Raw genomic sequence first — 21,204 nt, 5'->3', positions numbered from 1 at the left:
TCGGATGCCCTTCGCGAAGGCGGTTTTCGATTTCCACCATCCCCAAATTGAGCCTTCGATGAGTGCCGCAACTGTCGAGTATCGTCGATGGTCATGCCCGCACGTTCGCGGAACAGGCCGACAGCAATCGTCGGGCCTGGCGTTCGTCGCGTCTTTCCTCTTCCACAATAACGAGTCCTATCGCGTCATCAATGCTCACCCCTCGATGGCACTCAAATATCTTGTCATCGACTGGTCCACGATACGAGACCCTTCTCGTTCGATCGTTCGGCCCGAAAATCCACCATAGACCGCCTCGAACCGATATGGGCGTACCGCTTCCCCGATACGTCTCACCGCCTCTGGGCCGAGCGGAATGAGGTTGGGATAGCTGCGCATGAAACTCACATATTTGCGGTCGAGTGTAACCTGCATCGTGTCGCCGGCGAATAAGGCGCCCTGGCCGTCCGCCAGCCAGGGACAGTACATGACTGAACTACCGGGGAAATGGCCGCCGCATCGGATCAGGGTCGACCGACCGAGTTGCACGCTTTCACCCTTCCATTGATCGAGCGCTCCGCCAGACCTTTGTACCCATTCGCCATCGTCGGAATGAATGTAGATCGGCACATCGCCCAGAGCGGAACTCCATTCCATCATCGAGGTGTAGAAATGCGGGTGCGAAATGGCGATGGCGCTCAGACCTCCCAATGCACCAATTCGGTTTATGCTCGCCTCGTCAATGAGACTGAGGCAGTCCCAAAGAATGTTGCCGTCGGGGCTCTCGATCAGGAAGGCGCGCTGGCCGATCGCGAAATCAGGCGAAACCTGAAGGCTGTGGATGCCTCCGGCTTCCTGACGCCAGGTCACATCATGGGTGCGACCAAGTGCTGCGATGTCCGTCCACGCCTGCCCCGATGCAGGGACAAACTGACGATCGTCTTCGCAGATGGGGCACGCGGGCGGCGGCTTTAAGCGCTCGTCGAACTGAGTGCCGCAAGCGGTGCAGATATGAAACCCCATGGTTATGTCCTTCCCCTGCTTTTCCGGCTTTCAAAACAATATGGACAATCCGACACTTGCGTTGCCGGCCGTGAAAAATAACGGGCAACGACCCGATGGCGTGGCCTGCACGGCTCCGTATAAATAGGGTCAGAGCCTGCCCCTTATCGCAGCGCGCAATATGCCACGTGCAATCCTGCCAGCCGGAACCGTCTTCCTGCAAGTAGGCGAGCATGTCGCTGTCGATTTTGATCGAAACAAGATTTGGTCGGCAGCGCCGTTTGCTCGATGCCCGTTCCCCAGTTTCTTTGCCGTCTCGAACATGTTTCGGCGGCATCCATCGGATCGACCGCGCTGCAGGGCCGGTTTGCCATGGTTGCTGGCGTCGGGGACATTCCGGATCGGGGGCAATTCAGACCCTCCGGCCCAGCCGATGCTGGCGGTCTAAAGCGCAAGCCGCAACTGTGGTGCCGTACGAGAAGCCCGCCGTTTTTCCAGTGACGACAGCGTGACGCCGAGTAGGCGTATGCCTTTTCGCGGCGGGAAGATTGGCGCAAGAAGCAGGTCGACCACCTCGTCCAGATCGGTGATCGCCGGCAGGGGAGCCGGAACGGTTTTGCTGCGGGTGATCTGGCTGAAGTCGGCATATTTGACCTTGAGCGTCACCGTCTTGGCGCCGATCTCATTGGCCTCGCAGTAGCTCCAGACTTTCGAAATCAGCGGCTGAAGCCCTTCGCGCGCGGGCTCAAAGGAATGGATGTCCTGCGAAAACGTGTCTTCCGCTCCGATGGATTTCCGCACCCGATCCGGCTTGACCTGGCGATTGTCGATACCGCGGGCGATGCCATAAAAATACGGTCCTGACCTCCCGAAATGTTCGACGAGGAAGTCGAGCGTTCTCTCCTTGAGGTCCGCGCCTGTTTCGATCCCGAGCCGATGCATCTTCTCGGCTGTTGCCGGCCCGACGCCATGAAACTTCTTGACGGGCAGGCGCTCGACGAAGGCCGGACCGTTCTTCGGCGTGATGACGAACTGGCCGTCCGGCTTGTTCTGGTCGGATGCCATCTTGGCGAGGAACTTGTTGTAGGAAATGCCGGCCGAGGCGGTGAGCCCGGTGGTTGCTTTGATTTTGGCGCGGATTTCCGCAGCTATCTCGGTGGCGATCTCCATGCCTTTGAGATTTTCAGTGACGTCGAGATAGGCCTCGTCGAGCGACAACGGCTCGATCATCGGCGTGTACTCGGCAAAGACCGTCCTTATCTGCAGCGAGACGGCCTTATAGACATCGAAGCGCGGCTTGACGAAGATGAGGTCCGGGCATTTCCGCTGCGCAGTCACCGAAGGCATGGCGGAATGCACACCGAACTTTCTGGCCTCATAGCTGGCGGCCGCCACCACGCCGCGGGCAGCAGGACTGCCGACGGCAACCGGCAAGCCACGCAGCTCCGGATTGTCACGCTGCTCGACCGATGCGTAGAAGGCATCCATGTCGACATGCACGATCTTGCGCGGCCGCACTCGGCTTTCTTCACCCGTCATCCTCTAGCTTCCATCAGCTAGACCACTACCCAAACATGGGAAATGTGCCCCACACTTGTCACCCCCGGGCGTCTGCATGCGCTCGCAGCCCATGGCCATGCGTCGGCGGATTTCCGCGAAGCTGACGCTTGCGCCAAACGCTTTCACCAACAGCCTGCGCTCATGCGCGCAATGGCGGCTGCACAGACGGCAGAGGAGTTCAACCACCGGGACCTTGTGATCTTTCAGTCTAGGGATCGCATCGTCCACAAGCCGCGTTCGGCGCATCCGAAAATAACCTTCCTTGCCATCCGCTTGAATCCGATGGCGATTTTTCTGCCTTGCACTCGTGGTCAAATTCAGCGGTCATATGCGCATTGACTCATTTACGCGTTAAGAACAAATATAGAACATATAGCTCCTACTCAAGCTGAAAACGGGTTGCCGTTGAAGGTAGATCATGAACTCCGCCGCCCAAAGGCCGTCCTTGACAGTTTGCGCGAACAGATCGCGCACCTGGAAAGCGCAAGTCAGCGTAAGCGAGACGTTTTGCCCTTCGGCGTGGCGTCGATCGACGAGCGGCTCCCGGGCGGTGGTTTGGCCTACGGGGCGCTGCACGAATGCGCTGGCGGCGGGGGTCGGCACCGTCGACGTGGCGGCAGCCACCCTGTTCGTGGCCGGGATTGCCGCGCGTACCAAAGGCAAGGTCGTCTGGTGCCTGACGCGTCGCGACCTGTTCTTTCCGGCTCGGAAATCTCCGAACTGCCTACGAACGCGATCCCCGATCCTACGGAAGAATTTCCAGGAGCAGAGGCTGAAGAGCCGTCCAACGATTGGTCGGGAGCTTTGCCCTGACCGGCAGGCAATAAAAAAGGCCGGGGCGAAACCGCACCGACCTTTCAAACATCGCTCTTCACACCAGTGCCAGTACATCCGTGGTCAAAAGCAGATAAGCGACTTCGGCAGTCGCGAACACTCTCGTGGAGCGCTCACCAGCAACGCCGATGACCTGAAGATAGTCGAGCACAGCGTCCGTTTCAAGGCCTGCCATACGAAGCGGCCCGGAGATTGCCTTGCTTTAGAACCGCTGGGACCCGCAATAGGCCTCCTTAGCGAAGCAATCCGTCGCGTCCGAACTCCTCCCAGCCTGCCAGTTCCGTGCGAGGTGCCTCGTCGGATCCGGCGACCGTATCCCCCTTGACGGTCTTGCCCTTCTTCAGCGACCGCGTCAACTTCGCCTTATATGCTGCCCGCCGTCGGTTCTCCACCGCCGCCGCCGCATCCTCCTCGCGCCATTCTTCGACGACGCCTCGATCGAGCAGGTCTTCCACGACGCGCGGGTCGAAGACGTGGAACGTGATCTTCCGCGCGCGACCGCGCAGTTTCACCGTGCGCGTTCCAGCACTCGGCAGGCGGCCGTCCTTGAGCCAGCGATGACGCTCATTCGTCTTGATCGAAAGGATATCCTGGATCTCGCGCGGGATTACCGGCAGGCTTTCGATGTCTTTCAGCGCACTGGCGACAACAGACGCCGCTGCATGGAATTCTGTCTTGACACTTGCAGGCATCGACAGCGTGAGTTCTCCTTGCTCGATATCGAGCGACTTCTTCGAAGCGACCGGGAGCCGTGCACGGAGTTCGAGCAGAATTCCCTTCGCGCGGATCGACGATCCGAGGGTCGCTGCTGGCGGCAGCACCCACGTCTTGACCAGCTCGACATCGTTCTTTTCGTGTTTCGGCATGGCGCCTAGATGGGATCACCAGCGTTCCTCGTCAACGAGCGCGATATTCGCAGGATGAGCCAGGCGCGACCGATCGCTCGTCGCTGCTCACCCAAGTTCCTGGGCAAGCCCGATAAGAAGACCTTCGGGTCCGCGAATGTAGCAGAGCTTGTAGGCGTCCTCATACCGGACGACATCGCCGACAAGCTGGGCGCCGCGCGTGCGCAGCCTCTCAACGGTCTCTTCGACGTCGTCGACCGTGAACATGGCTCGCAGATAACCAAGGGCGTTGACCGGGGCGTTCCGATGATCCGCGACGACATCCGGTCTGAGGAAGCGCGACAGCTCCAGCCGGCTGTGCCCGTCCGGCGTGCGCATCATGGCGATCTCGACGTGCTGATCGCCAAGACCCGTGACACGACCGGCCCATTCGCCTTCGATCGTCGCGCGGCCTTCGAGTTCGAGGCCTAACTCCTGAAAAAAGTCTATTGCCACTGCAAGGTCTTCGACGACAATCCCGATGTTGTCCATTCGCTTAAGCGCCATGCTCTCCATCCTCCGGTTTTCGTTTCGATTTCCTTCTAGGACGTGGATGGGCCATCGGTCCCGACATCGCTATCGAAATCTTTAGGCAAAACATCGGATGGTGTGACAACGGCGCCCAGTTCAGGATCGTTAGCATCCGAATTTCCGAGCCCGACGATGTCGAGGTGATCGTTGGCGGCAGTTGCTGCCTAATCCCGCACGTCTGAAGTTTTGGCCGGAAGTGGTCCGCCACGCTCGTCCGGCACAATTCACCTGGCGGCCCACCCGCACCTGCGAGGAATTGCGGCCATTAGCTCGACAGTGGGCGTCTTGCTCACATCTTTTTCTGGCATGCCCGTGCCAAATAGTCGTCAGACGTGTGTCACGTTGATTTCACGCGATTTCCAAAGTGGGCTCTATTAGATTTTTTCGTAATCTCGCCGGGACGCAGAGCGCTTGTCGTTGGATCGCATTTCTGACAGCGCCGATCATCGAAGAGGCAATGAGTTCTCGTGCCGATCAACCCTTCTCCTCGGCGGCGGTCGGTTCATCTTGGTCATGCTGTAGTGCAGGGAGGTAGCTTAATATGCAATTTCTGATCCATTCAAAGACGATCGCGGAACTTGAATACGACGACAAGGCTTGCCTCTTGCGGGTCGTCTACAAAGACGGACGAGTTCGGTCTGTTCCTGATGTCGCTCCCACACTCGTAATGAAAATCGTAGCGCAGGTTCCCGTCGAGCAATCTCCCTACCTCATGCAGGCCGCAATCTGAAGGTTCCGCGAGCGGAGACGCGGCACTTTCATCTTCCTCACCGACGATCAGGGACCGTGGGCTTGCCTTCCCAAGGCAGAGGGCGCCTACGATCGCTTTGATAGATACGGTCCAATCGCGGCCATGTCATCTGACGCGAGGATCTGGGAAATGCGCCGCGAGCCACAGGAGCTTCTCCATTCGAGGCTCATGTGCTGGGTGGCGGTCGATCGGGGAATTCGCCTCGACGATCGCAATAAGCAGGAATGGCGCCCGTAAAATCGACTGGACGCATTCGGCGTCTGATTGAGGTAACCGAAACCGATCGGCCGCTTCCATTATTATCCAAGCCGTTTGTAGCATCGACCCACTTGCTATTCGTCCGCGGTGTGAAAAAGGGAGTCTTTGCGCAAAAAAGAAGCACATCATGCGCTCACCGCATAGCTGAGATGAGAGATTGTGGCTGTTTTAAACCGATTGAAGCGCCTATATCTCCATCATCGAAACGGCGCCGGAACCAACCAAGGTTGCTGACGTCAGACAGCCCTCATGAAAGGGGATCATCATGAACGTAGCACGCTCTTTCAACAACTGGCGCAAGTTCCGTCAGACGGTCACCGAACTCGGACGCATGTCCAGCCGCGAACTGCAGGACCTCGGCATCGATCGAGCAGACATTCGCAGCGTTGCCCGCGCCTCGATCGCGCGCTAACCGCCCAGCACGACTTGAATCCACATTAGTTGATGCCCGCTCCTAAGGCGGGCATTTTTGCGTCGAGGGCCGTGCCCCGGCGGCGTATGGAGCTCCAGTCGTATTGGATTCTTGCGGGTTGCGCCTTACGCATGGCTGCAGTGCAACATAAGACATTTGCATCGTCCGGGGTCTGTGTATGATCGTATCTGTCGAAGCAATGCACCTCCTCCCGCAAAGCTTCGCTTTCAGCCGGCCCACTTCTCCTCCCATGGGGCGTCTGTAAAAACAGCGGCACTCCTCCTCCCAGTCGCTGTTCGATCTTCAAAAAGCCTGCCGCACCTCCTCCCGCGGCAGGCTTTTTTGTATCAAGCCTCTTCCCGATGCAGATTAAGATCAAGTGCAGCCGTTCCCAACCTCATCACTCAGCCCACCGGACTCGGCTGCCCCTGGCACCGGGCCGGCAGTTCGCTCGAGAGCGATACCCCGCACAGCAACTGCTCTATCGATTGTCGGCCTCGCAGGAGACGCTGATCCAATACCGGCGCCGATGAAGAGGCTGTCAGTCATCGCATCATAAGGAGGTGCCGATCGCTATGAGCCTTCGCCCGCCTCAACGGCTTTAATGAACTCATCGAATGTCCGTCCAAGCACGCGGACCTCTTCCGACCACGCGCCGGCAAAGACAAACGGAACGGAGATGTAACTTCCGCCGATTATCCCATAAGCGGTCGGGCCGCCATTCGAACCAATCAAGAACCGGTCGACCTGAAACTCGAAGAGTTCATAACCGTCGGCCTTGGCAAGCTCCGCGACACTCCACAGAACGAGATATCCTTGACCGACTTCATCGTTGAATCCATTCGAGATGCGCAAGAACGCCTTGTAGTCTTCCGGCAAGATGATCGAGAGCGAAGCCTCACATGCCTCGATCTCCGACAGACTGGCGCCAGGCAATTGATATCCATGCCGCAACTTTCCGAGCATGCGATACGAACCCGCCGGCCGATTCGAAGGCAAGGAATATAAGGTTAGTCTCGACGAGGCTTACGTTACGAGCGTTTAGCCGCCCTGAAATCCGTTGGGCTCGAGCCGATCAGTTGCCGGAACTGTGTCGAAAAATGGAACGCCGAGTGAAAACCCAGGAGACCGGCGATCTCCTTGATCGATTTGTCGGTGTTCACCAGAAGGTCGATGGCCCGCTGGATGCGCACCCTCATCTGATATTGCTTGGCCGACATGCCAGTCTGCTCGCGAAAAAGACGCCGGAAATAGGGATAGCTGACGCCAAGTTCGTCGGCGAGCTGTTCGACAGACAGAGGCTGGCCGCAGCGCTCCATCAGAATCATCCGTGCACGATCGACGAGCCTATCGGCAGCATTGCTATTGAGATCGGCGGGGCGGCATAAAAGGGCCAGCAGTTGAAGGCCGAGGGTCGACAGCAGCGGCTGATTGCGCAGGCAATCGTCCTGCGCCAGCGCGTGAATCGACGCGAAAACACCAGAAATCTCGGAGCTGCTGGCATGGGCCGGCAGCTCGGGGCGCAACAGGCCTGCATCGCGCGCAAAATCGAAGGCGCTTCCCCGGCATTCGATCCAATGTTCGACCCATCCAGTCCGGCGGTCCGGAGCAAAACGGTGCCAGACGCCGGGAAAGAGCAGGAAAATAGAGCCTTCGGCGATGGTAACCTGCCGACGTTCTGGTCCGAACTCCAGCCTGCCGCTGCCCGCGCTGATGTGGACGATCTGATAGGCGCTCAGGATACGGCCACGCGACCAGCTGAAATGGTGGTCGTTGGGATGACGGCTCGGTGGGTAGTCGGAATTCGGTCCGATCTCTGTGTACCCAGTGGAGATGGCCGTACAGCCCCAGGCGGCGCAGAGGCGGTTGTCGGGCATGTAGACGAAGTAGCTCTGCATGATAGCGGCCAAGTCTGAGGATCATATTTTGCATGCAAAAGATCACTTTTGCGGAAATTGCCGACGTGTCAACGAAAATTCCTAGTGTTAACGTCACTATGCAAGGTCAGTTTTAGAATGACGCTGCAAAATATTTGCTGAGATCATCGGCGGGCCGCCGCTGCCGGGGAGGGCAGTGGCCGGGAGGAGAAAGACATGAAAAATCAAGCCACACTGGTGGTGGTTGCCGCGTGCCTTGCGGCTTCCGCTTCTTATGCCGAGGACTTTCACGGGTTCGATCCGGCGAAGTTCGACGGCAAAATGCTATCGACCGAAAATCTGAAGGCGATGGTGGTCGATGCGACCAAGGCAAAGCCGCCGAGAAACGGAAAGAGCTACAGTATTGGTTTCGCCAATCTGCAGCGCGATATCGCCTTCGGCGTGCTCGTCGAAAAGGGGATCCAGGAAAATGCCGATGCTGCCGGCGTCGAACTTGTGATTGCGGATAACCGCCTCGACGGGCCGACTGCGCTCGCCAATGCCAAATCCTTTGCAGAGCGCAAGGTTGACTACGTCATCGAATTTCAGACGGACGCCAATTTCGGGCAGACGGTGATGGATGTGTTCAAACCGGATGGCACGAAGGTGACAGCGATCGACATCCCGATGCCGGGCGCGAGCTTCTTCGGGGTCAATAACCCGAAATCTGGCTTCATGGGTGGGTCCTATCTCGCAACGGCGGCCGCAAAGAAATTCGGCGCCGATGTCGTAAAGACCGGTTATCTGGTCGTCGGCGCTTTACCGCAGTCGGGCGTCATCCCGCGCATGCGCACGGATGGCCAGCGGGCCGGCTTTATGGCGCTGACCAAGGATTCCCCCGCCGATCATATCATCGAGATCGATACCAAGAACACGCTGCAGGAATCTTTTGCGCAGATGAACAATGTCATCGGTCGCATTCCGCCCGGTGCGCCGATCCTCATCATTGCCATCAACGATCAGGCGACGATGGGGATGCTGCAGGCCGTGCGGGCTGCCGGTCGCGTCGATCAGGCAATTGCGGTCGGCAACGGGGCAGATGAGGCCGAGGCGCTCGCCACCGATCCGAACCTGGTTGCTGCCACTGGTTCATTCCCCGGCAGCTACGGCAACTATCTGATTCCGATCGCGCTCTCCGCTCTTGCCGGAAAGCCGGTTCCGGAGGCGACCTTCGTGACGCACCAAATGGTCACCAAGGCCAATATCTGCAAGTTCTACAAGGAGTTTCCCTGTGCCGGCGAGGCGGATGGATACGTGTTTCCGGAAGCGGAATTTTCAACCTACCTTGCAGACCTGAAGAAGCAGGATTGGCTGAAGGGCTATGAGGCCATTCTCCCTCAGCAATGAGCGAGACAGCGTCAGGGAGCGTGACATGACCGTCCAGAGCACCGAAGGGAGCCGCAATCGGCGGCTCCAGATCGCCAATGTCAGCAAAGCATTTGCCGGCGTGACGGTACTGAAGAACGTGTCGCTTTCTGCCGATGCGGGCGAGATCGTGGCGCTTCTTGGCGCCAATGGCGCGGGTAAGTCTACGCTCATGAAAATCCTCTCCGGTGTCTACACGCTGGACACCGGACAGATTAGAATTGACGACACGGCCAGGAATATCTCCACGCCTCGGGATGCCGTTGCGGCCGGCATCCGGCTGATGCCGCAGGAGCTTTCCGTACATCCGGACCTTTCGGTCGCCGAAAACATCGCGCTTGGCTCCATGCCGAAGCGCCGCTTTTTGGGTATTCCGATGATCGATCAGGTGGCCGTCGACGCACAGGCGCGGGCGCTCCTGAAGCGATTGCGGCTCGACCATATCGAGCCCGGCCGGCGCATGGGCTCGCTGCCATTGTCCGAACAGCGCATTGTCGAAATCGCCCGCGCGCTGGCCGGCAAGGCGCGGATCCTGATCATGGACGAGCCGACGGCGTCGCTGAGTGAGGCAGATGCCGACAATCTGTTCGAGGTCATCGAGGCCCTGAAAGCCCAAGGCGTCACCATCATCTATATTTCGCATTATCTTGACGAGGTCTTCCGGCTAAGCGACCGTATCGTTGTCTTGCGTGACGGCGAGGTCCGAGGTCAGTTCGAAACCCGCGACACCAATCGCGACGAAGTTCTGACGGCGATGCTCGGCAGCGAACTCGGCGACCTCTACCCCGTAAAATCGAAAGTGCTTCAGGACGCAAAGACCGTCCTGTCCGTCGATGGATTGTCACTTCCCGGATGGCTCGACGGCGTGGCATTGACCGTGCGACGCGGCGAGGTTTTCGGCGTCTTCGGCCTTATCGGCTCCGGCGCCGAGAAAATAGGCCGGGCAATCTATGGCGCCGAGCCTGCCGCCCATGCCGAGGCCATTCTGCTGAACGATGTGGACATTGGTCTCTCTGGGCCGCGAAAGAGAGTGCATAGCGGCATCGGGTTCGTGGCCGCAGAGCGAAAGCGCCAGGGCCTGATTGGCAATTTGTCAGTGCGAACCAACACGACACTGCCCTATCTCAGCCTGTTCACGCAATCCGGCGTTGTCGACCAAAAGCGGGAAGACGACAGCACCCGTGAATGGATCAAAACCCTGCGGGTCAAGACCTCAGGTCCGGACCAAGAGATCCGCCTTCTGTCCGGCGGCAATCAGCAGAAGATCTGCCTTGCGCGTTGGCTGCTCGGAAACCCGAATGTTCTGATCCTCGAAGAGCCGACACGCGGGGTCGATCTTAGTGCCCGGCGCGAGATCTACATGGAAATACGTCGGCTGGCAGAGGCGGGGCTGGCGATCCTGATCGTCTCCTCGGATGCGGAAGAGGTGGCGGGGCTCGCAGATCGCAGCCTCGTTCTCGAGGATGGCAAGGTCGTCGCCGAGCTTGGGCAGGACGCAACCGCGACGGATCTGATGCAGGCAGCCGAGCCGCGGGCAGCCCTCCGCGATAGGAATGAACTGGAGAAAACATGACCAACTCGTCTTCCATTCCCGCAGCGTCGGAATCGTCGAAGAGGTCGGCAAAATCACGCAGCGACCTTCTTGGCCGCCCGGCCGCCGGCATCGCTCTCTTGCTGGTGTTCTACGTCCTGCTGCTGATCGCCTTTTCGGTTTTCTCCCCCTATTTCCTGACGCTGAGCAACCTGTCCAACATCGGCACCAACATGGCCTTCATCGGGCTGATGGCAGCCGCGGGCACCCCGCTGATCATCGGCGGAGGGCTCGATCTGTCCGTCGCCGCCGTCGCCGGTCTTGCCGGCGTCATTGTGGCGCTGATGCATGCCAAGGGAATCAACATCTGGGCGGGCTGCGGCACCGCTCTCCTCATCGGCTGCGCGGTCGGCGTCCTGAACGGCTTTATCGTCACCCGACTGAAGCTCAACCCGCTCATCGCCACGCTCGGCACAATGAGCATCTTTTCCGGCCTCTCAATGGTGCTGACCGGCGGCCTTTCGAAGCCGCTCTTCATTCCGGCTTTCAACTGGCTCGGGTCAGGGCGCCTTTTTGGAATCCCGTTTCCGATCATCCTGATGCTGTTGGTCTTCATCGCACTTTGGCTGATCCTGTCGAAGACACCGTTCGGACGCTTCGTCTATGCGAGCGGCGGCAATCCGGAAGCAAGCAGCCTGCTCGGCGTGCCCGTCGAGCGGACCCAGATGGTGCTCTATGTCGTCTCCGGCCTTTCGGGGGCGGCAGCTGGCATCATCCTTGCAGCGATGCTCGGCGCCGCAGCACCCAACGCCGCGGGCCAGCACCTGCTCACCATCATCGCCGCCATCATCCTTGGTGGCACCAGCCTCTTTGGTGGACGCGGCAGCGTCTGGGGCACGCTGATTGCCGTTTTGATCCTCGGCACGCTGAACAACGGCCTGACGCTGATGAACGTGTCCTCCTTCTGGCAGGACGTGACCCGAGGCGTCGTCCTTCTAATGGCCGTCGGCCTCGATCAGCTTCGAGTGCGCCTGCAGAGCTGACGTCATTCTCACCCCATCGGAGAAACAGAAATGTCTGAACGCCCCCTGAAGGCCGGCCTTTTCGGTATCGGTCTGGAGGCCTATTGGTCGCAATTCAACGGTCTGGAAGCGCGGTTGCGCGGCTATGTCGATACCGTCGAGGCAAAGCTTGCGCGCCCAGGCGTCGAGGTCGTCAACCTCGGGCTGATCGACACGCCCGAAAAGGCGATCGAGGCCGGTCACCAGTTTCGCCAGGCCGATGTCGATATCATCTTTCTCTACATCACCACCTATGCGTTGTCGTCGACGGTTCTTCCAGTGGTCCGTCGCGCCAAGGTTCCGGTGATCATCCTCAATCTGCAGCCGACCGCGGCCATCGACTATGCCACTTTCAACGCCCTCGGCGATCGGACAGCGATGACCGGCGACTGGCTGGCGCATTGCTCTGCCTGCCCGGTCCCCGAAATCGCCAATGTCTTCCGTCGAGCGGGCATCAGCTTTCACCAGGTGACCGGCGTTCTCACCGGCGATCCCGTCGTCGAAAACGAGATCGACGGCTGGATCGAGGCCGCCCGCGTCGCACATGTGATGGCGCATAACCGGCTCGGCGTCATGGGCCGCTACTACAACGGCATGCTGGATATCTATTCAGATCTCACCGCGCAGGCAGCGGCCTTCGGCACCCATATCGAGGTGCTGGAAATCGACGAACTGGCGCAGTTGCGGCGTGATTTGAGCGAGGAAGACGTCTCCACCTGCTTGGCGACGATCATCGCCGAATTCGATGTCCAGCCGGATTGCGACCCCAAAGAACTGGCACGTGCGGCAAAGACCGCCGTGGCGCTTCGCAAGCTGGTCGATAAGAAATCGCTCGGCTCACTTGCCTATTACTACGAATCCCAGCCCGGCCACGAATATGAGGATATCATCACCTCGGTCATCGTCGGCTGTTCGATGTTAACGGCCAGCGGCGTGCCGGTTGCCGGCGAATATGAGATCAAGAACGCCCAGGCGATGAAAATCATGGACAGCTTCGGTGCGGGCGGCTCATTCACCGAGTATTATGCCATGGATTTCGCCGCAGATGTCGTGCTGATGGGGCATGACGGGCCGGGGCATACGAAAATTGCCCAGGGGCGTACGAAGATCCGGCCCCTCAACGTTTTTCACGGCAAGGTCGGCTCTGGCGTCAGCGTTGAAATGTCGGTTCAGCACGGGCCGGTGACGCTGCTCTCTATCGTCGAAGACGCCGGTAACATCAGGCTGCTTTGCGCCGAAGGCGCCTCTGTGGCGGGCCCGATCCTCGAAATCGGCAACACCAACAGCCGTTATCGATTTCCACTTGGAGCCCGGCGCTTTGTTGAGACGTGGAACGCGCAGGGACCTGCCCACCATTGCGCAGTTGGCGTCGGACACATTGCCGGGCGCATCGAGAAGCTTGGAAAACTCCTGGATCTGGACGTCGTAAAAGTCTGCTGACAAGATGGGAAGCGCGCCACAGTGAGCAACCTTCATCGTGCGAAAGCCCTCGCAAGATGCGTTCGGGCCATTGCGGCAAAGCACCTGCCAGTCAGCATCCGTTTCAAGTCCCGCGTGCCGGGTAAAGAACCGTCGTGGGCGCTTTCCGGGGAGGCAAACGCCACAAGCCTGGCCAGCGGCCAGCTCCTTGACCTCTTCCCCACTCACCTGCGTAACTGTTGCTTCGGCTGTTTCGGGCATCTGGGTGTCCTTGCGGCTTCCTTTGCCCACGCGTGCTCCAAAGCGGAGACAACTTGGTTCTCTTGAACGAAGACGCGTGTGACAGGACTGCACCGCCTTTCAGATCTCAGAAACCGGCCCGTGCGAAGCCTCGCGATATTGTTCCTTATGCCAAGTGGGCCCCTTTTCTGGAAGCGCCACCGATTGCCCGTCTGGGTCGATCAGCCGCAACTCGCCAAATGACGCGAGCCTGAGCTCTATGCGAGTATCACCTCGGTGTGCCTGACTACTCTCCGAGCGGAAGAGTGATATCCGCTACGGAGGCTCCCAATGTTACGCCGCGACTTTCCGCCTGCGCCATCGCCTTCACCAATGCGATGACCGTTTCGCGGATATCGCTGTCGGCGATCTTTAGAAAAGCGCGATTGAGCACCAATCCCTCTTTCGTTCGCAGGAATTCAGCGACCGGGTCCATATTCGCGGATAGATCCAGCCCTTGCAGCGTCAACGGCTCGGAATTCTCCTGCTCGAAGAAGAAGCTTGGCGACGTCTGAAGCACCTCGGCGATCCGCTGCAGCCGGCTGGCGCCGATGCGGTTGATGCCCTTCTCGTACTTCTGAACCTGCTGAAAGGTCACACCGATCTGCTCGCCAAGCCGTTCCTGGCTCATCCCGAGCAACTGCCGGCGCATTCTGATGCGCGCTCCGACATAGCTGTCTATTGCATTCGCTGTCTTGACATTCATCGTGTGTTTTCAGCCTCGATCGCTTTTTTCAATCGGTGCAGCTGTAGTATCCCCTGCATGGCTTTTCCATGGTTGTTTTCACATAGCATACTGGATATGCGATGATCGCGACTGACTGTGATATGAATGCCCGTCTGGAAAGACGCTAAGCTAGGCAGAAATCACTTGTTCGGAGAGCAAATCGAACAAAAGCCGTACCAATACGGATAAAACTGGGCTGTAATTGCGTCCCCGCTTACGCTAAATGCAGTTCAGCGACCGCCGCACGAGAGTCTTCCCAGCCCCGATCGCCCGAAAATCCATCGAATAAAATCGACGTGGCACGGCACCGGCCGTGCCTGTGCAGGAGAAGCATTGATGGCAACCGTTGCCGAGAGCGCGCCCCGTTTCGAAAAAACAACGATGTCCATCCTCATGGCGGTCAGCTTCTGCCACATGCTGAACGACATCATGCAGTCACTGCTCGCCTCGCTCTATCCGCTGTTCAAGGCGAACTACGATCTCGATTTTGTGCAGATCGGCCTCCTTACCATGACGTTCCAGGTCACGGCTTCGCTGCTGCAGCCGCTGGTCGGCATCGTCACCGACCGCTGGCCGATGCCCTATTCGCTGCCTGTGGGCATGGCGAGTACCTTTTGCGGCCTCATTCTGCTCGGCAATGCCGGCAGCTTCGAACTACTGCTGGTTGCGGCAAGCCTGATCGGCTTCGGCTCGGCGGTCTTCCACCCGGAATCGTCGCGCGTTGCCCGTCTTGCCTCTGGCGGCCGCCACGGTTTCGCGCAATCCTTCTTCCAGGTCGGTGGCAATGCCGGCCAGGCGATCGGTCCGCTGCTTGCCGCCTTCATCGTGCTGCCGCTCGGTCAGCACAGCGTCTCCTGGTTCGCCGCCATCGCCATGGTCGGCATGGTCGTGCTGAGCTGGGTCGGCAACTGGTACATCAGCCACAGGCGCCAGAATGCCAGCAAGCCGGCGGTAAGCCGGACCCTTCCGCTGCCGCAGAACAGGGTCGTCTGGGCGCTGCTCATCCTCGTGCTGCTGACGGCAACGAAGAATGTCTACATGGCCAGCGTATCGAGCTACTTCACCTTCTATGTCATCGACAAGTTCGAGCTCAGCGTGCAGCAGGCACAGCTGATGCTCTTCCTGTTCCTCGGCTCCGTCGCCGTTGGCACTTTCCTCGGCGGGCCGATCGGTGACCGCTTCGGTGCCCGTTTTGTCATCTGGTTCTCGATCCTCGGCGTCATTCCCTTCGCGCTCCTGCTTCCCTATGCCAACCTTTTCTGGACGGGTGTGCTCAGCGTCGTCATCGGCCTGATCTTCGCTTCGGCCTTCTCTGCAATCGTCGTCTTCGCGCAGGAACTGGTGCCCGGGCGCGTCGGGCTGATTGCCGGGGTCTTCTTCGGCTTCGCATTCGGGGCAGGGGGGCTTGGTGCAGCCCTGCTCGGCAGTTTCGCCGACACCCATGGAATCGATTTCGTCTACCGCATCTGCTCCTACCTGCCGCTGCTCGGTCTCCTCACGGTCTTCCTGCCGCGTATTCCCAAGCAGAAACCAGTCTGAGGCGACATCGCTTACGGACAATCGATCGAGCCGGAATGTCACCGACACTCCGGCTCGATTTCGCACGTCGCCTTCGCCCATAGGCCCGAACGTATTTTTCTCCTGCTATGGGGAAGAGGGATCACCATTCCTTTAATCCACTATTTTTATAGATAATATTCGTCCAATAATGACGTCGGTCTCGGCACGATATTGGAAGGAAATGGCATGTCTGCTCACAAATTGGTCGGCCTTGCGGGTAGCTTCAACCGCCCCTCGAAGACCTTTGCGCTTGTCGAAAACGTTGCCGGTCTCGCCGGTGAGAAATACGGCTTCGACAACACCATCTACGATCTGACCGATGTCGGCCCCTCGCTTGGCCAGGCGCTGCGCCGTGACGATCTCGACGGTCGCGCCAGGGAAGTCATCGACGACATCGTCAATGCCGATGTGCTGGTCATCGGAGCGCCGACCTACAAGGGCAGCTATCCCGGTCTCTTCAAGCATCTGATCGACCTGATCGACCCGCATGAGCTGCGCGCCAAGCCAATCATCATCACTGCGACCGGCGGCGGTGACCGCCATGCGCTGATGGTCGAGCACCAGCTCCGCCCACTCTTCGGTTTTTTCATGTCACACACGCTGCCGACCGCCGTTTACGCGTCCGACCGTGACTTCACCGATTACCGTGTCTCATCCGATCCGCTGTCCAAGCGGATCAGCGAGGTCATCGGCGAGCTCGAGGCGTTCTTTCCCAGCCGGAATCAGGCGCTGATCGCTGCCGAGTAAAGAGCGTCGGGATAAGCTTGAAACGGCGCCACGAGGGCGCCGTTTTCATTTTTGGAGCATGCTCTCAAGCCGCAATTAATCCATAAATTTGGTGGAAATTTATCCTGCCGATATCGATGGCAGGGCAAGAGTTTTTCTGGGCTTTGCTCCACATCAGACATTCGTGCTTCGCTCGCGATCTGCGCATTTGCCATGATCGGCCTGCTCGGGGCGTTCGGCCTCATTCAGTCAGACGGGATATACAATGACCAAGAACAAAAATCTTCACGGCTTCCACCTTTCGCGCCGGGCGGCTCTTGCCGCCGTCGCCATTTCTGCTGCCGCAGTCTTTTCCTTTGCCGCACCCGCGCCTTCCTTTGCCGAGGACAAGTCGATCAAGGTCGGCATCATGGCCGGCGAGGAGGAGGATATTTGGCGCGTGGTCGCGAGCGAGGCGGGCAAGAAGGGTCTCAAGATCGAAACCGTCATCTTCAACGACTACACCCAGCCGAATGAAGCGCTGGAGCGCGGCGAAATCGATGCCAACGCCTTCCAGCACCAGCCCTATCTCGACAACCAGATCCAGCAGCACGGCTATCACATCGTTCGCGTCGGTTATACCGGGGTCTGGCCGATCGGCCTTTACACCAAGAAATACAAGTCCGTCGCAGAGATCCCGGAAGGTGCCGTCATCGGCGTGCCGAACGACCCCTCGAACGAAGGCCGTGCGCTGCGCGTTCTCCAGAGCGAAGGCCTGATCAAACTGAAGGAGGGCACCGGTATTCTCGCGACCGTCGCCGACGTCACCGACAATCCGAAGAAGATCGAGATCAAGGAACTCGACGCCGGCATCGTCGGCCGTTCGATCGACGATCTGGATGCCGGTATCGTCAACACCGACTGGGCGCTGAAAAGCGGTCTTTCGCCGGCCGAACGCATTGCCCAGGAGCCGATCGCTGATAATCCATACCGCAACTTCATCGCCGTCAAGGACGACAGCAAGGATGCCGAATGGGTCAAGACGCTTGTGTCTTCTTATCAAAACGACACCGTCAAGGCCGAATTCGAGAAGGTCTATAAGGGCACCGGTCTCAGCGCCTATTGATCAGAGGCTGGGCTGGGGTTAAGGCCTGCCGAGAGGCGGTCCGGGCGTTCTTTGCCCGGGCCGCCTTCAGCATTTGCAAGGAAAAACACATGAATTCCTTTGTTTCCACCACGGCGATCGAGGCAGAGCCGCAAACGGCGACCGAAGAGGTGGTGAGGCTTACCGGTGTGAAGCGGCGGTTCGGAACCACTGCAGCACTCGACGGCATTTCGCTGACGGTGAAGAGAGGCGAGATCCTTGGCATCATCGGCCGCAGCGGCGCCGGCAAATCGACGCTGATCCGCTGCCTGAACGGCCTGGAACGCGCCGATAGCGGCGAGATCCTCATCGAAGGCCGAGATATCACCGGACTTTCAGAACAGGAATTACAGCCGCTGCGGCGCCGCATCGGCATGATCTTCCAGCATTTCAATCTGCTTTCTGCCAAAACCGTCGAAGAAAACGTCGCGCTGCCTCTGAAGATCGAGGGTCTTGCAAAGAGCGAGCGCCTGAAACGGGCGCACGAGCTGCTCGAACTCGTCGGCCTTGCCGACAAGGCGAAGGCTTATCCCGTATCGCTATCCGGCGGCCAGAAACAACGCGTCGGCATTGCCCGGGCGCTGGCGGCACGCCCGGCACTGCTGTTGTCCGACGAGGCGACATCGGCGCTCGATCCGGAAACGACCCGGTCGATCCTGGCATTGCTGAAGGACATCAACCGTAAGCTCGGACTGACCATTCTGCTCATCACCCACGAGATGGAAGTGGTACGCGGCATTGCCGATCGCGTCGCGGTCATCGATGCCGGGCGGATCGTCGAGGAAGGGCAGGTCTGGTCGGTCTTTGCCAATCCGCAGGCTGAAATCACCGGGAGCCTGCTTGGCGGTATCCGCCCGCAGCTTCCTGAGCATATCGCCGGCCGGCTGTCGGCGACGGCGGGCAGCGAAGCGATCCTCAGCGTCGATCTCGCCGGGCCACAGGCGCAGGGCGCGCTTTTTGCCGAACTCTCGGCAGCATTGCCGCATTCCTTCCGCCTCGTCCATGGCGGCATCGACCATATCCAGAACCAGCCGGTGGCGCGGTTCTTCATCGCCGTTCCCGCGCGCGACCCCGCGCTTGCCGGAAAAGTCGAACAATTCCTGACGGCCCGGTCCGCCCGGGTGGAGGTGCTTGGTTATGACACCGATCATGCTTGAACTGCTTATTCGCTCCCTTTGGGAGACGGTCCTGATGACCCTCGCCTCGGGATTGATCTCGCTCGTCGCCGGCCTGCCGCTCGGCCTTGCTCTGGTCGCGACAGCGCGCGGCGGCATCGCCGAAAACCTCTGGATCAATCGCATGCTCGGGTCAGTCATCAACGGTTTCCGCTCGGTGCCTTTCATCATCCTGCTGGTGGCGCTGATCCCGCTGACGCGGCTGATCGTCGGCACCGCGCTCGGCACCTGGGCGGCCATCGTGCCGCTCGCCATCGCTGCAACGCCCTACTACGCCCGTATCGCCGAAGTATCGCTGCGCGAGGTCGACCGCGGGCTGATCGACGCCGTGCGCGCCATGGGCGGCAACCGCTGGACGATCATCCGCGAGGTGCTGGTGCCTGAAGCGCTGCCGGGCATCGTCGCCGGTTTCACCGTCACGCTGGTAACGCTGATCGGCGCCTCGGCCATGGCGGGCGCGATCGGCGCCGGCGGCCTCGGCGATCTCGCCATCCGCTATGGCTATCAACGTTTTGAAACCAGCGTGATGATCGCGGTGGTGGCCGTCCTCATCGTGCTCGTCTGCGGAATCCAGTGGCTTGGCGACCGGCTGGTCGCCAGGTTGGACCACCGATAAGTCAGCGCCGGAACTGGGCAGCGGGATGAGCGGCGGGCAACCTGCCGTTCCCGCCGCCGAAAAGCTTCTGCCGCAAGGGTCCTGCAGCATAGTCCGCCTTGAAGACGCCGCGCTCCTGCAGCACCGGGACGACCAAGTCGACAAAATCGCGCAGGCTTTCCGGCGCTACTGTCCGCGCCAGATTGAAGCCGTCGATGCCACCCTCGTCGATCCATGCCGTGAGATGATCGGCGATCTGTTCCGGCGAACCCACTATCGGCTTCATCCGGCTGCCGAGCACCATCTGGTCGATGATGTTACGCAGCGTCACGGGCTTTGGCGCCTGTTTCGTGATGGCCGCAAGCGCCGACTGATTGGCGTTGGTCGAGCTCTGGTCGATGACGTCGTCCAATCCATACTTCGAAAAGTCGATGCCTGTCGAAGCGGAGTAATGCGCAAGCGAAGCCTCAACGCTCGCATGGCGGCGATAGTCCTCCAGTCTGTCCCGTGCTTCCTTCTCCGTCCGCCCGACGACGACGGTGATCAGGCTCAGGATCTTCAATGCGTCGGCGCCGCGGCCGAATTCCTTCGCCTTCGCCCGCAGCGCATCGATGGTCGGCTTGGCCGCCTTGGGATTTGGCCCGGCAATGAAGACGCATTCGGCGTGACGTGCGGCGAAATCCTGCCCGCGTGCCGAGGCGCCGGCCTGGAAGAGCAGGGGCGTGCGCTGCGGCGAGGGCTCGGAAAGATGGATGCCTTCCATCCGGTAATATTTGCCGTCGTGACGGACAGAGCGCACTTTGGAGGGGTCGGCATAGACACCGCCTACCTTGTCGCGCACCACCGCATCGTCGTCCCAGCTCCCTTCCCAGAGCTTGTAGAGTATTTCGAGATATTCCTCGGCCGCATCGTAGCGCGCATCATGTTCCGGCAGCTTGTCGAAACCCATGCTGCGGGCGGCACTGTCGAGATAACCGGTGACGATGTTCCAGCCGATCCGTCCCTTGGTCAGATGATCGAGCGTCGACATGCGCCGCGCCAGCAGGAAGGGTGGCTCATAGGTGGTGTTGACGGTGACGCCGAAACCCAGATGTTTCGTGACATAGGCCATCGCCGAAATCGGGATCATCGGATCATTGACCGGGATCTGCGCGCCCGTCTCGATCACCGGCGCCGGGCTACCCTTGTAGACGTCATAGACACCGACGATATCGGCCAGGAAGATGCCGTCCAGCTTGCCGCGTTCGGCGGTCTTGGCAAACTCTGTCCAGTAGTCCAGATCGGTATAATGCGCTGAGCGGTCGCGCGGATGCGTCCACAGGCCGTGGTTGATATGCCCGACGCAGTTCATGTCAAAGGCATAGATCTGCATGGTCTTCATGAGGCGGGTCCCAAAGCCGGCAATAGAAATCAAGGATTTGCCGCATTAATAATCCTAGAGCATGATGCCGAAAAGTGTGAGCGGTTTTCGGACGACATCATGCTCTAACTATATAATATAGAACAGGATTCAGAT

At 59.5% G+C, this 21,204-nt stretch carries 21 protein-coding genes and 1 pseudogene; 12 read left to right on the top strand and 10 right to left on the bottom strand.

The features are described 5' to 3' along the window. Positions 1-195: 195 nt before the first annotated feature. The 3 genes from AC2444_RS30895 to AC2444_RS30885 form a co-directional block, all read right to left on the bottom strand. Positions 196-1,002, bottom strand: a complete 807-nt coding sequence (locus tag AC2444_RS30895; protein ID WP_128449534.1) for an MBL fold metallo-hydrolase — start codon at positions 1,000-1,002, stop codon at positions 196-198. 423 nt (positions 1,003-1,425) lie between these two features. Next, positions 1,426-2,520 carry a DNA polymerase IV gene (dinB, locus tag AC2444_RS30890; protein WP_128449535.1) on the bottom strand — a complete coding sequence of 365 codons (1,095 nt, stop codon included), beginning with the start codon at positions 2,518-2,520 and terminating at the stop codon, positions 1,426-1,428. A 3-nt stretch (positions 2,521-2,523) separates the two neighbouring features. Then, on the bottom strand, positions 2,524-2,787 hold the full coding sequence (locus tag AC2444_RS30885; RefSeq protein ID WP_128407598.1) for a hypothetical protein: 264 nt from the start codon (positions 2,785-2,787) through the stop codon (positions 2,524-2,526). 159 nt (positions 2,788-2,946) lie between these two features. On the opposite strand from AC2444_RS30885, the pseudogene AC2444_RS30880 reads away from it, so the two are divergent. After that, positions 2,947-3,247: pseudogene (locus tag AC2444_RS30880) on the top strand (hypothetical protein); the annotation flags it as partial. A gap of 361 nt (positions 3,248-3,608) precedes the next feature. Here the strand turns inward: AC2444_RS30880 and AC2444_RS30875 are convergent. Together AC2444_RS30875 and AC2444_RS30870 are read right to left on the bottom strand one after the other, a co-directional pair. Then, positions 3,609-4,241 (bottom strand): hypothetical protein, encoded by a 633-nt coding sequence (locus AC2444_RS30875; protein WP_017997255.1) that lies wholly within the window; start codon positions 4,239-4,241, stop codon positions 3,609-3,611. An 87-nt stretch (positions 4,242-4,328) separates the two neighbouring features. Next, on the bottom strand, positions 4,329-4,766 hold the full coding sequence (locus AC2444_RS30870) for a VOC family protein (RefSeq protein ID WP_012759983.1): 438 nt from the start codon (positions 4,764-4,766) through the stop codon (positions 4,329-4,331). Between the two features lie 565 nt (positions 4,767-5,331). On the opposite strand from AC2444_RS30870, the gene AC2444_RS30865 reads away from it, so the two are divergent. Next, positions 5,332-5,520 carry a hypothetical protein gene (locus AC2444_RS30865; RefSeq protein WP_017997253.1) on the top strand — a complete coding sequence of 63 codons (189 nt, stop codon included), beginning with the start codon at positions 5,332-5,334 and terminating at the stop codon, positions 5,518-5,520. Positions 5,521-6,064: 544 nt separating this feature from the next. Beyond that, entirely contained in the window at positions 6,065-6,211 is a 147-nt protein-coding gene (locus AC2444_RS30860; RefSeq protein WP_003552150.1) for a DUF1127 domain-containing protein, read from the top strand. A gap of 573 nt (positions 6,212-6,784) precedes the next feature. On the opposite strand, the gene AC2444_RS30855 is transcribed toward AC2444_RS30860, so the two are convergent. Continuing rightward, positions 6,785-7,177 (bottom strand): SMI1/KNR4 family protein, encoded by a 393-nt coding sequence (locus tag AC2444_RS30855; protein WP_113545323.1) that lies wholly within the window; start codon positions 7,175-7,177, stop codon positions 6,785-6,787. A gap of 65 nt (positions 7,178-7,242) precedes the next feature. Then, positions 7,243-8,088, bottom strand: a complete 846-nt coding sequence (locus AC2444_RS30850; protein WP_245460634.1) for a helix-turn-helix domain-containing protein — start codon at positions 8,086-8,088, stop codon at positions 7,243-7,245. A gap of 216 nt (positions 8,089-8,304) precedes the next feature. Between AC2444_RS30850 and AC2444_RS30845 the strand changes: the two genes are divergently transcribed. Genes AC2444_RS30845 through AC2444_RS30830 form a run of 4 tightly spaced genes read left to right on the top strand, consistent with a single transcriptional unit; the run spans position 8,305 to position 13,524 of the window. Further along, complete coding sequence (locus AC2444_RS30845) at positions 8,305-9,474, top strand: sugar ABC transporter substrate-binding protein (protein ID WP_128449536.1); 1,170 nt, start codon at positions 8,305-8,307, stop codon at positions 9,472-9,474. 25 nt (positions 9,475-9,499) lie between these two features. Then, on the top strand, positions 9,500-11,065 hold the full coding sequence (locus AC2444_RS30840; RefSeq protein ID WP_128449537.1) for a sugar ABC transporter ATP-binding protein: 1,566 nt from the start codon (positions 9,500-9,502) through the stop codon (positions 11,063-11,065). Further along, the gene (locus AC2444_RS30835) at positions 11,062-12,066 is read left to right on the top strand and encodes an ABC transporter permease (RefSeq protein ID WP_113545325.1); all 1,005 of its coding nucleotides are present in this window, start codon (positions 11,062-11,064) and stop codon (positions 12,064-12,066) included. The genes AC2444_RS30840 and AC2444_RS30835 overlap by 4 nt, the downstream gene beginning before the upstream one ends. A 30-nt stretch (positions 12,067-12,096) precedes the next feature. Next, positions 12,097-13,524, top strand: coding sequence for an arabinose isomerase (locus AC2444_RS30830; RefSeq protein ID WP_113545326.1), 1,428 nt, complete (start codon positions 12,097-12,099; stop codon positions 13,522-13,524). A gap of 505 nt (positions 13,525-14,029) precedes the next feature. On the opposite strand, the gene AC2444_RS30825 is transcribed toward AC2444_RS30830, so the two are convergent. Further along, positions 14,030-14,488 (bottom strand): helix-turn-helix domain-containing protein, encoded by a 459-nt coding sequence (locus tag AC2444_RS30825; RefSeq protein ID WP_128449538.1) that lies wholly within the window; start codon positions 14,486-14,488, stop codon positions 14,030-14,032. Between the two features lie 357 nt (positions 14,489-14,845). On the opposite strand from AC2444_RS30825, the gene AC2444_RS30820 reads away from it, so the two are divergent. Both AC2444_RS30820 and msuE read left to right on the top strand, forming a co-directional pair. Next, positions 14,846-16,048, top strand: a complete 1,203-nt coding sequence (locus AC2444_RS30820; RefSeq protein WP_026157701.1) for an MFS transporter — start codon at positions 14,846-14,848, stop codon at positions 16,046-16,048. 207 nt (positions 16,049-16,255) lie between these two features. Beyond that, positions 16,256-16,816 (top strand): FMN reductase, encoded by a 561-nt coding sequence (gene msuE / locus AC2444_RS30815; protein ID WP_113545327.1) that lies wholly within the window; start codon positions 16,256-16,258, stop codon positions 16,814-16,816. Here the strand turns inward: msuE and AC2444_RS30810 are convergent. After that, positions 16,792-17,010 carry a hypothetical protein gene (locus tag AC2444_RS30810; RefSeq protein WP_128440163.1) on the bottom strand — a complete coding sequence of 73 codons (219 nt, stop codon included), beginning with the start codon at positions 17,008-17,010 and terminating at the stop codon, positions 16,792-16,794. The two genes, msuE and AC2444_RS30810, sit on opposite strands and share 25 nt — an antisense overlap. Positions 17,011-17,060: 50 nt before the next feature. Between AC2444_RS30810 and AC2444_RS30805 the strand changes: the two genes are divergently transcribed. The 3 genes from AC2444_RS30805 (at position 17,061) to AC2444_RS30795 (ending at position 19,709) form a co-directional block, all read left to right on the top strand. Next, complete coding sequence (locus AC2444_RS30805) at positions 17,061-17,900, top strand: MetQ/NlpA family lipoprotein (protein WP_128449539.1); 840 nt, start codon at positions 17,061-17,063, stop codon at positions 17,898-17,900. Positions 17,901-17,989: 89 nt separating this feature from the next. Then, on the top strand, positions 17,990-19,075 hold the full coding sequence (locus tag AC2444_RS30800; RefSeq protein WP_026157700.1) for a methionine ABC transporter ATP-binding protein: 1,086 nt from the start codon (positions 17,990-17,992) through the stop codon (positions 19,073-19,075). Continuing rightward, entirely contained in the window at positions 19,056-19,709 is a 654-nt protein-coding gene (locus AC2444_RS30795; protein ID WP_029874964.1) for a methionine ABC transporter permease, read from the top strand. The genes AC2444_RS30800 and AC2444_RS30795 overlap by 20 nt, the downstream gene beginning before the upstream one ends. A gap of 1 nt (position 19,710) precedes the next feature. Here AC2444_RS30795 and AC2444_RS30790 read toward each other — a convergent pair whose 3' ends face one another. After that, positions 19,711-21,069, bottom strand: a complete 1,359-nt coding sequence (locus AC2444_RS30790; protein ID WP_128407577.1) for an LLM class flavin-dependent oxidoreductase — start codon at positions 21,067-21,069, stop codon at positions 19,711-19,713. Positions 21,070-21,204 lie beyond the last annotated feature (135 nt).

The sequence above is a fragment of the Rhizobium sp. WSM1328 genome, assembly GCF_057653715.1.
The sequence above is the reverse complement of the archived record's forward strand: the minus strand, read 5'-3'. Positions and strand labels throughout refer to the sequence as shown.

What these genes read in the sequence shown, in the direction of transcription:
- AC2444_RS30895 (WP_128449534.1), bottom strand. Translation starts at nt 1,002, where the DNA reads ATGGGGTTTCATATCTGCACCGCTTGCGGCACTCAGTTCGACGAGCGC.
- dinB (WP_128449535.1), bottom strand. Translation starts at nt 2,520, where the DNA reads ATGACGGGTGAAGAAAGCCGAGTGCGGCCGCGCAAGATCGTGCATGTC.
- AC2444_RS30885 (WP_128407598.1), bottom strand. Translation starts at nt 2,787, where the DNA reads ATGCGCCGAACGCGGCTTGTGGACGATGCGATCCCTAGACTGAAAGAT.
- AC2444_RS30875 (WP_017997255.1), bottom strand. Translation starts at nt 4,241, where the DNA reads ATGCCGAAACACGAAAAGAACGATGTCGAGCTGGTCAAGACGTGGGTG.
- AC2444_RS30870 (WP_012759983.1), bottom strand. Translation starts at nt 4,766, where the DNA reads ATGGCGCTTAAGCGAATGGACAACATCGGGATTGTCGTCGAAGACCTT.
- AC2444_RS30865 (WP_017997253.1), top strand. Translation starts at nt 5,332, where the DNA reads ATGCAATTTCTGATCCATTCAAAGACGATCGCGGAACTTGAATACGAC.
- AC2444_RS30860 (WP_003552150.1), top strand. Translation starts at nt 6,065, where the DNA reads ATGAACGTAGCACGCTCTTTCAACAACTGGCGCAAGTTCCGTCAGACG.
- AC2444_RS30855 (WP_113545323.1), bottom strand. Translation starts at nt 7,177, where the DNA reads ATGCTCGGAAAGTTGCGGCATGGATATCAATTGCCTGGCGCCAGTCTG.
- AC2444_RS30850 (WP_245460634.1), bottom strand. Translation starts at nt 8,088, where the DNA reads ATGCCCGACAACCGCCTCTGCGCCGCCTGGGGCTGTACGGCCATCTCC.
- AC2444_RS30845 (WP_128449536.1), top strand. Translation starts at nt 8,305, where the DNA reads ATGAAAAATCAAGCCACACTGGTGGTGGTTGCCGCGTGCCTTGCGGCT.
- AC2444_RS30840 (WP_128449537.1), top strand. Translation starts at nt 9,500, where the DNA reads ATGACCGTCCAGAGCACCGAAGGGAGCCGCAATCGGCGGCTCCAGATC.
- AC2444_RS30835 (WP_113545325.1), top strand. Translation starts at nt 11,062, where the DNA reads ATGACCAACTCGTCTTCCATTCCCGCAGCGTCGGAATCGTCGAAGAGG.
- AC2444_RS30830 (WP_113545326.1), top strand. Translation starts at nt 12,097, where the DNA reads ATGTCTGAACGCCCCCTGAAGGCCGGCCTTTTCGGTATCGGTCTGGAG.
- AC2444_RS30825 (WP_128449538.1), bottom strand. Translation starts at nt 14,488, where the DNA reads ATGAATGTCAAGACAGCGAATGCAATAGACAGCTATGTCGGAGCGCGC.
- AC2444_RS30820 (WP_026157701.1), top strand. Translation starts at nt 14,846, where the DNA reads ATGGCAACCGTTGCCGAGAGCGCGCCCCGTTTCGAAAAAACAACGATG.
- msuE (WP_113545327.1), top strand. Translation starts at nt 16,256, where the DNA reads ATGTCTGCTCACAAATTGGTCGGCCTTGCGGGTAGCTTCAACCGCCCC.
- AC2444_RS30810 (WP_128440163.1), bottom strand. Translation starts at nt 17,010, where the DNA reads ATGGCAAATGCGCAGATCGCGAGCGAAGCACGAATGTCTGATGTGGAG.
- AC2444_RS30805 (WP_128449539.1), top strand. Translation starts at nt 17,061, where the DNA reads ATGACCAAGAACAAAAATCTTCACGGCTTCCACCTTTCGCGCCGGGCG.
- AC2444_RS30800 (WP_026157700.1), top strand. Translation starts at nt 17,990, where the DNA reads ATGAATTCCTTTGTTTCCACCACGGCGATCGAGGCAGAGCCGCAAACG.
- AC2444_RS30795 (WP_029874964.1), top strand. Translation starts at nt 19,056, where the DNA reads ATGACACCGATCATGCTTGAACTGCTTATTCGCTCCCTTTGGGAGACG.
- AC2444_RS30790 (WP_128407577.1), bottom strand. Translation starts at nt 21,069, where the DNA reads ATGAAGACCATGCAGATCTATGCCTTTGACATGAACTGCGTCGGGCAT.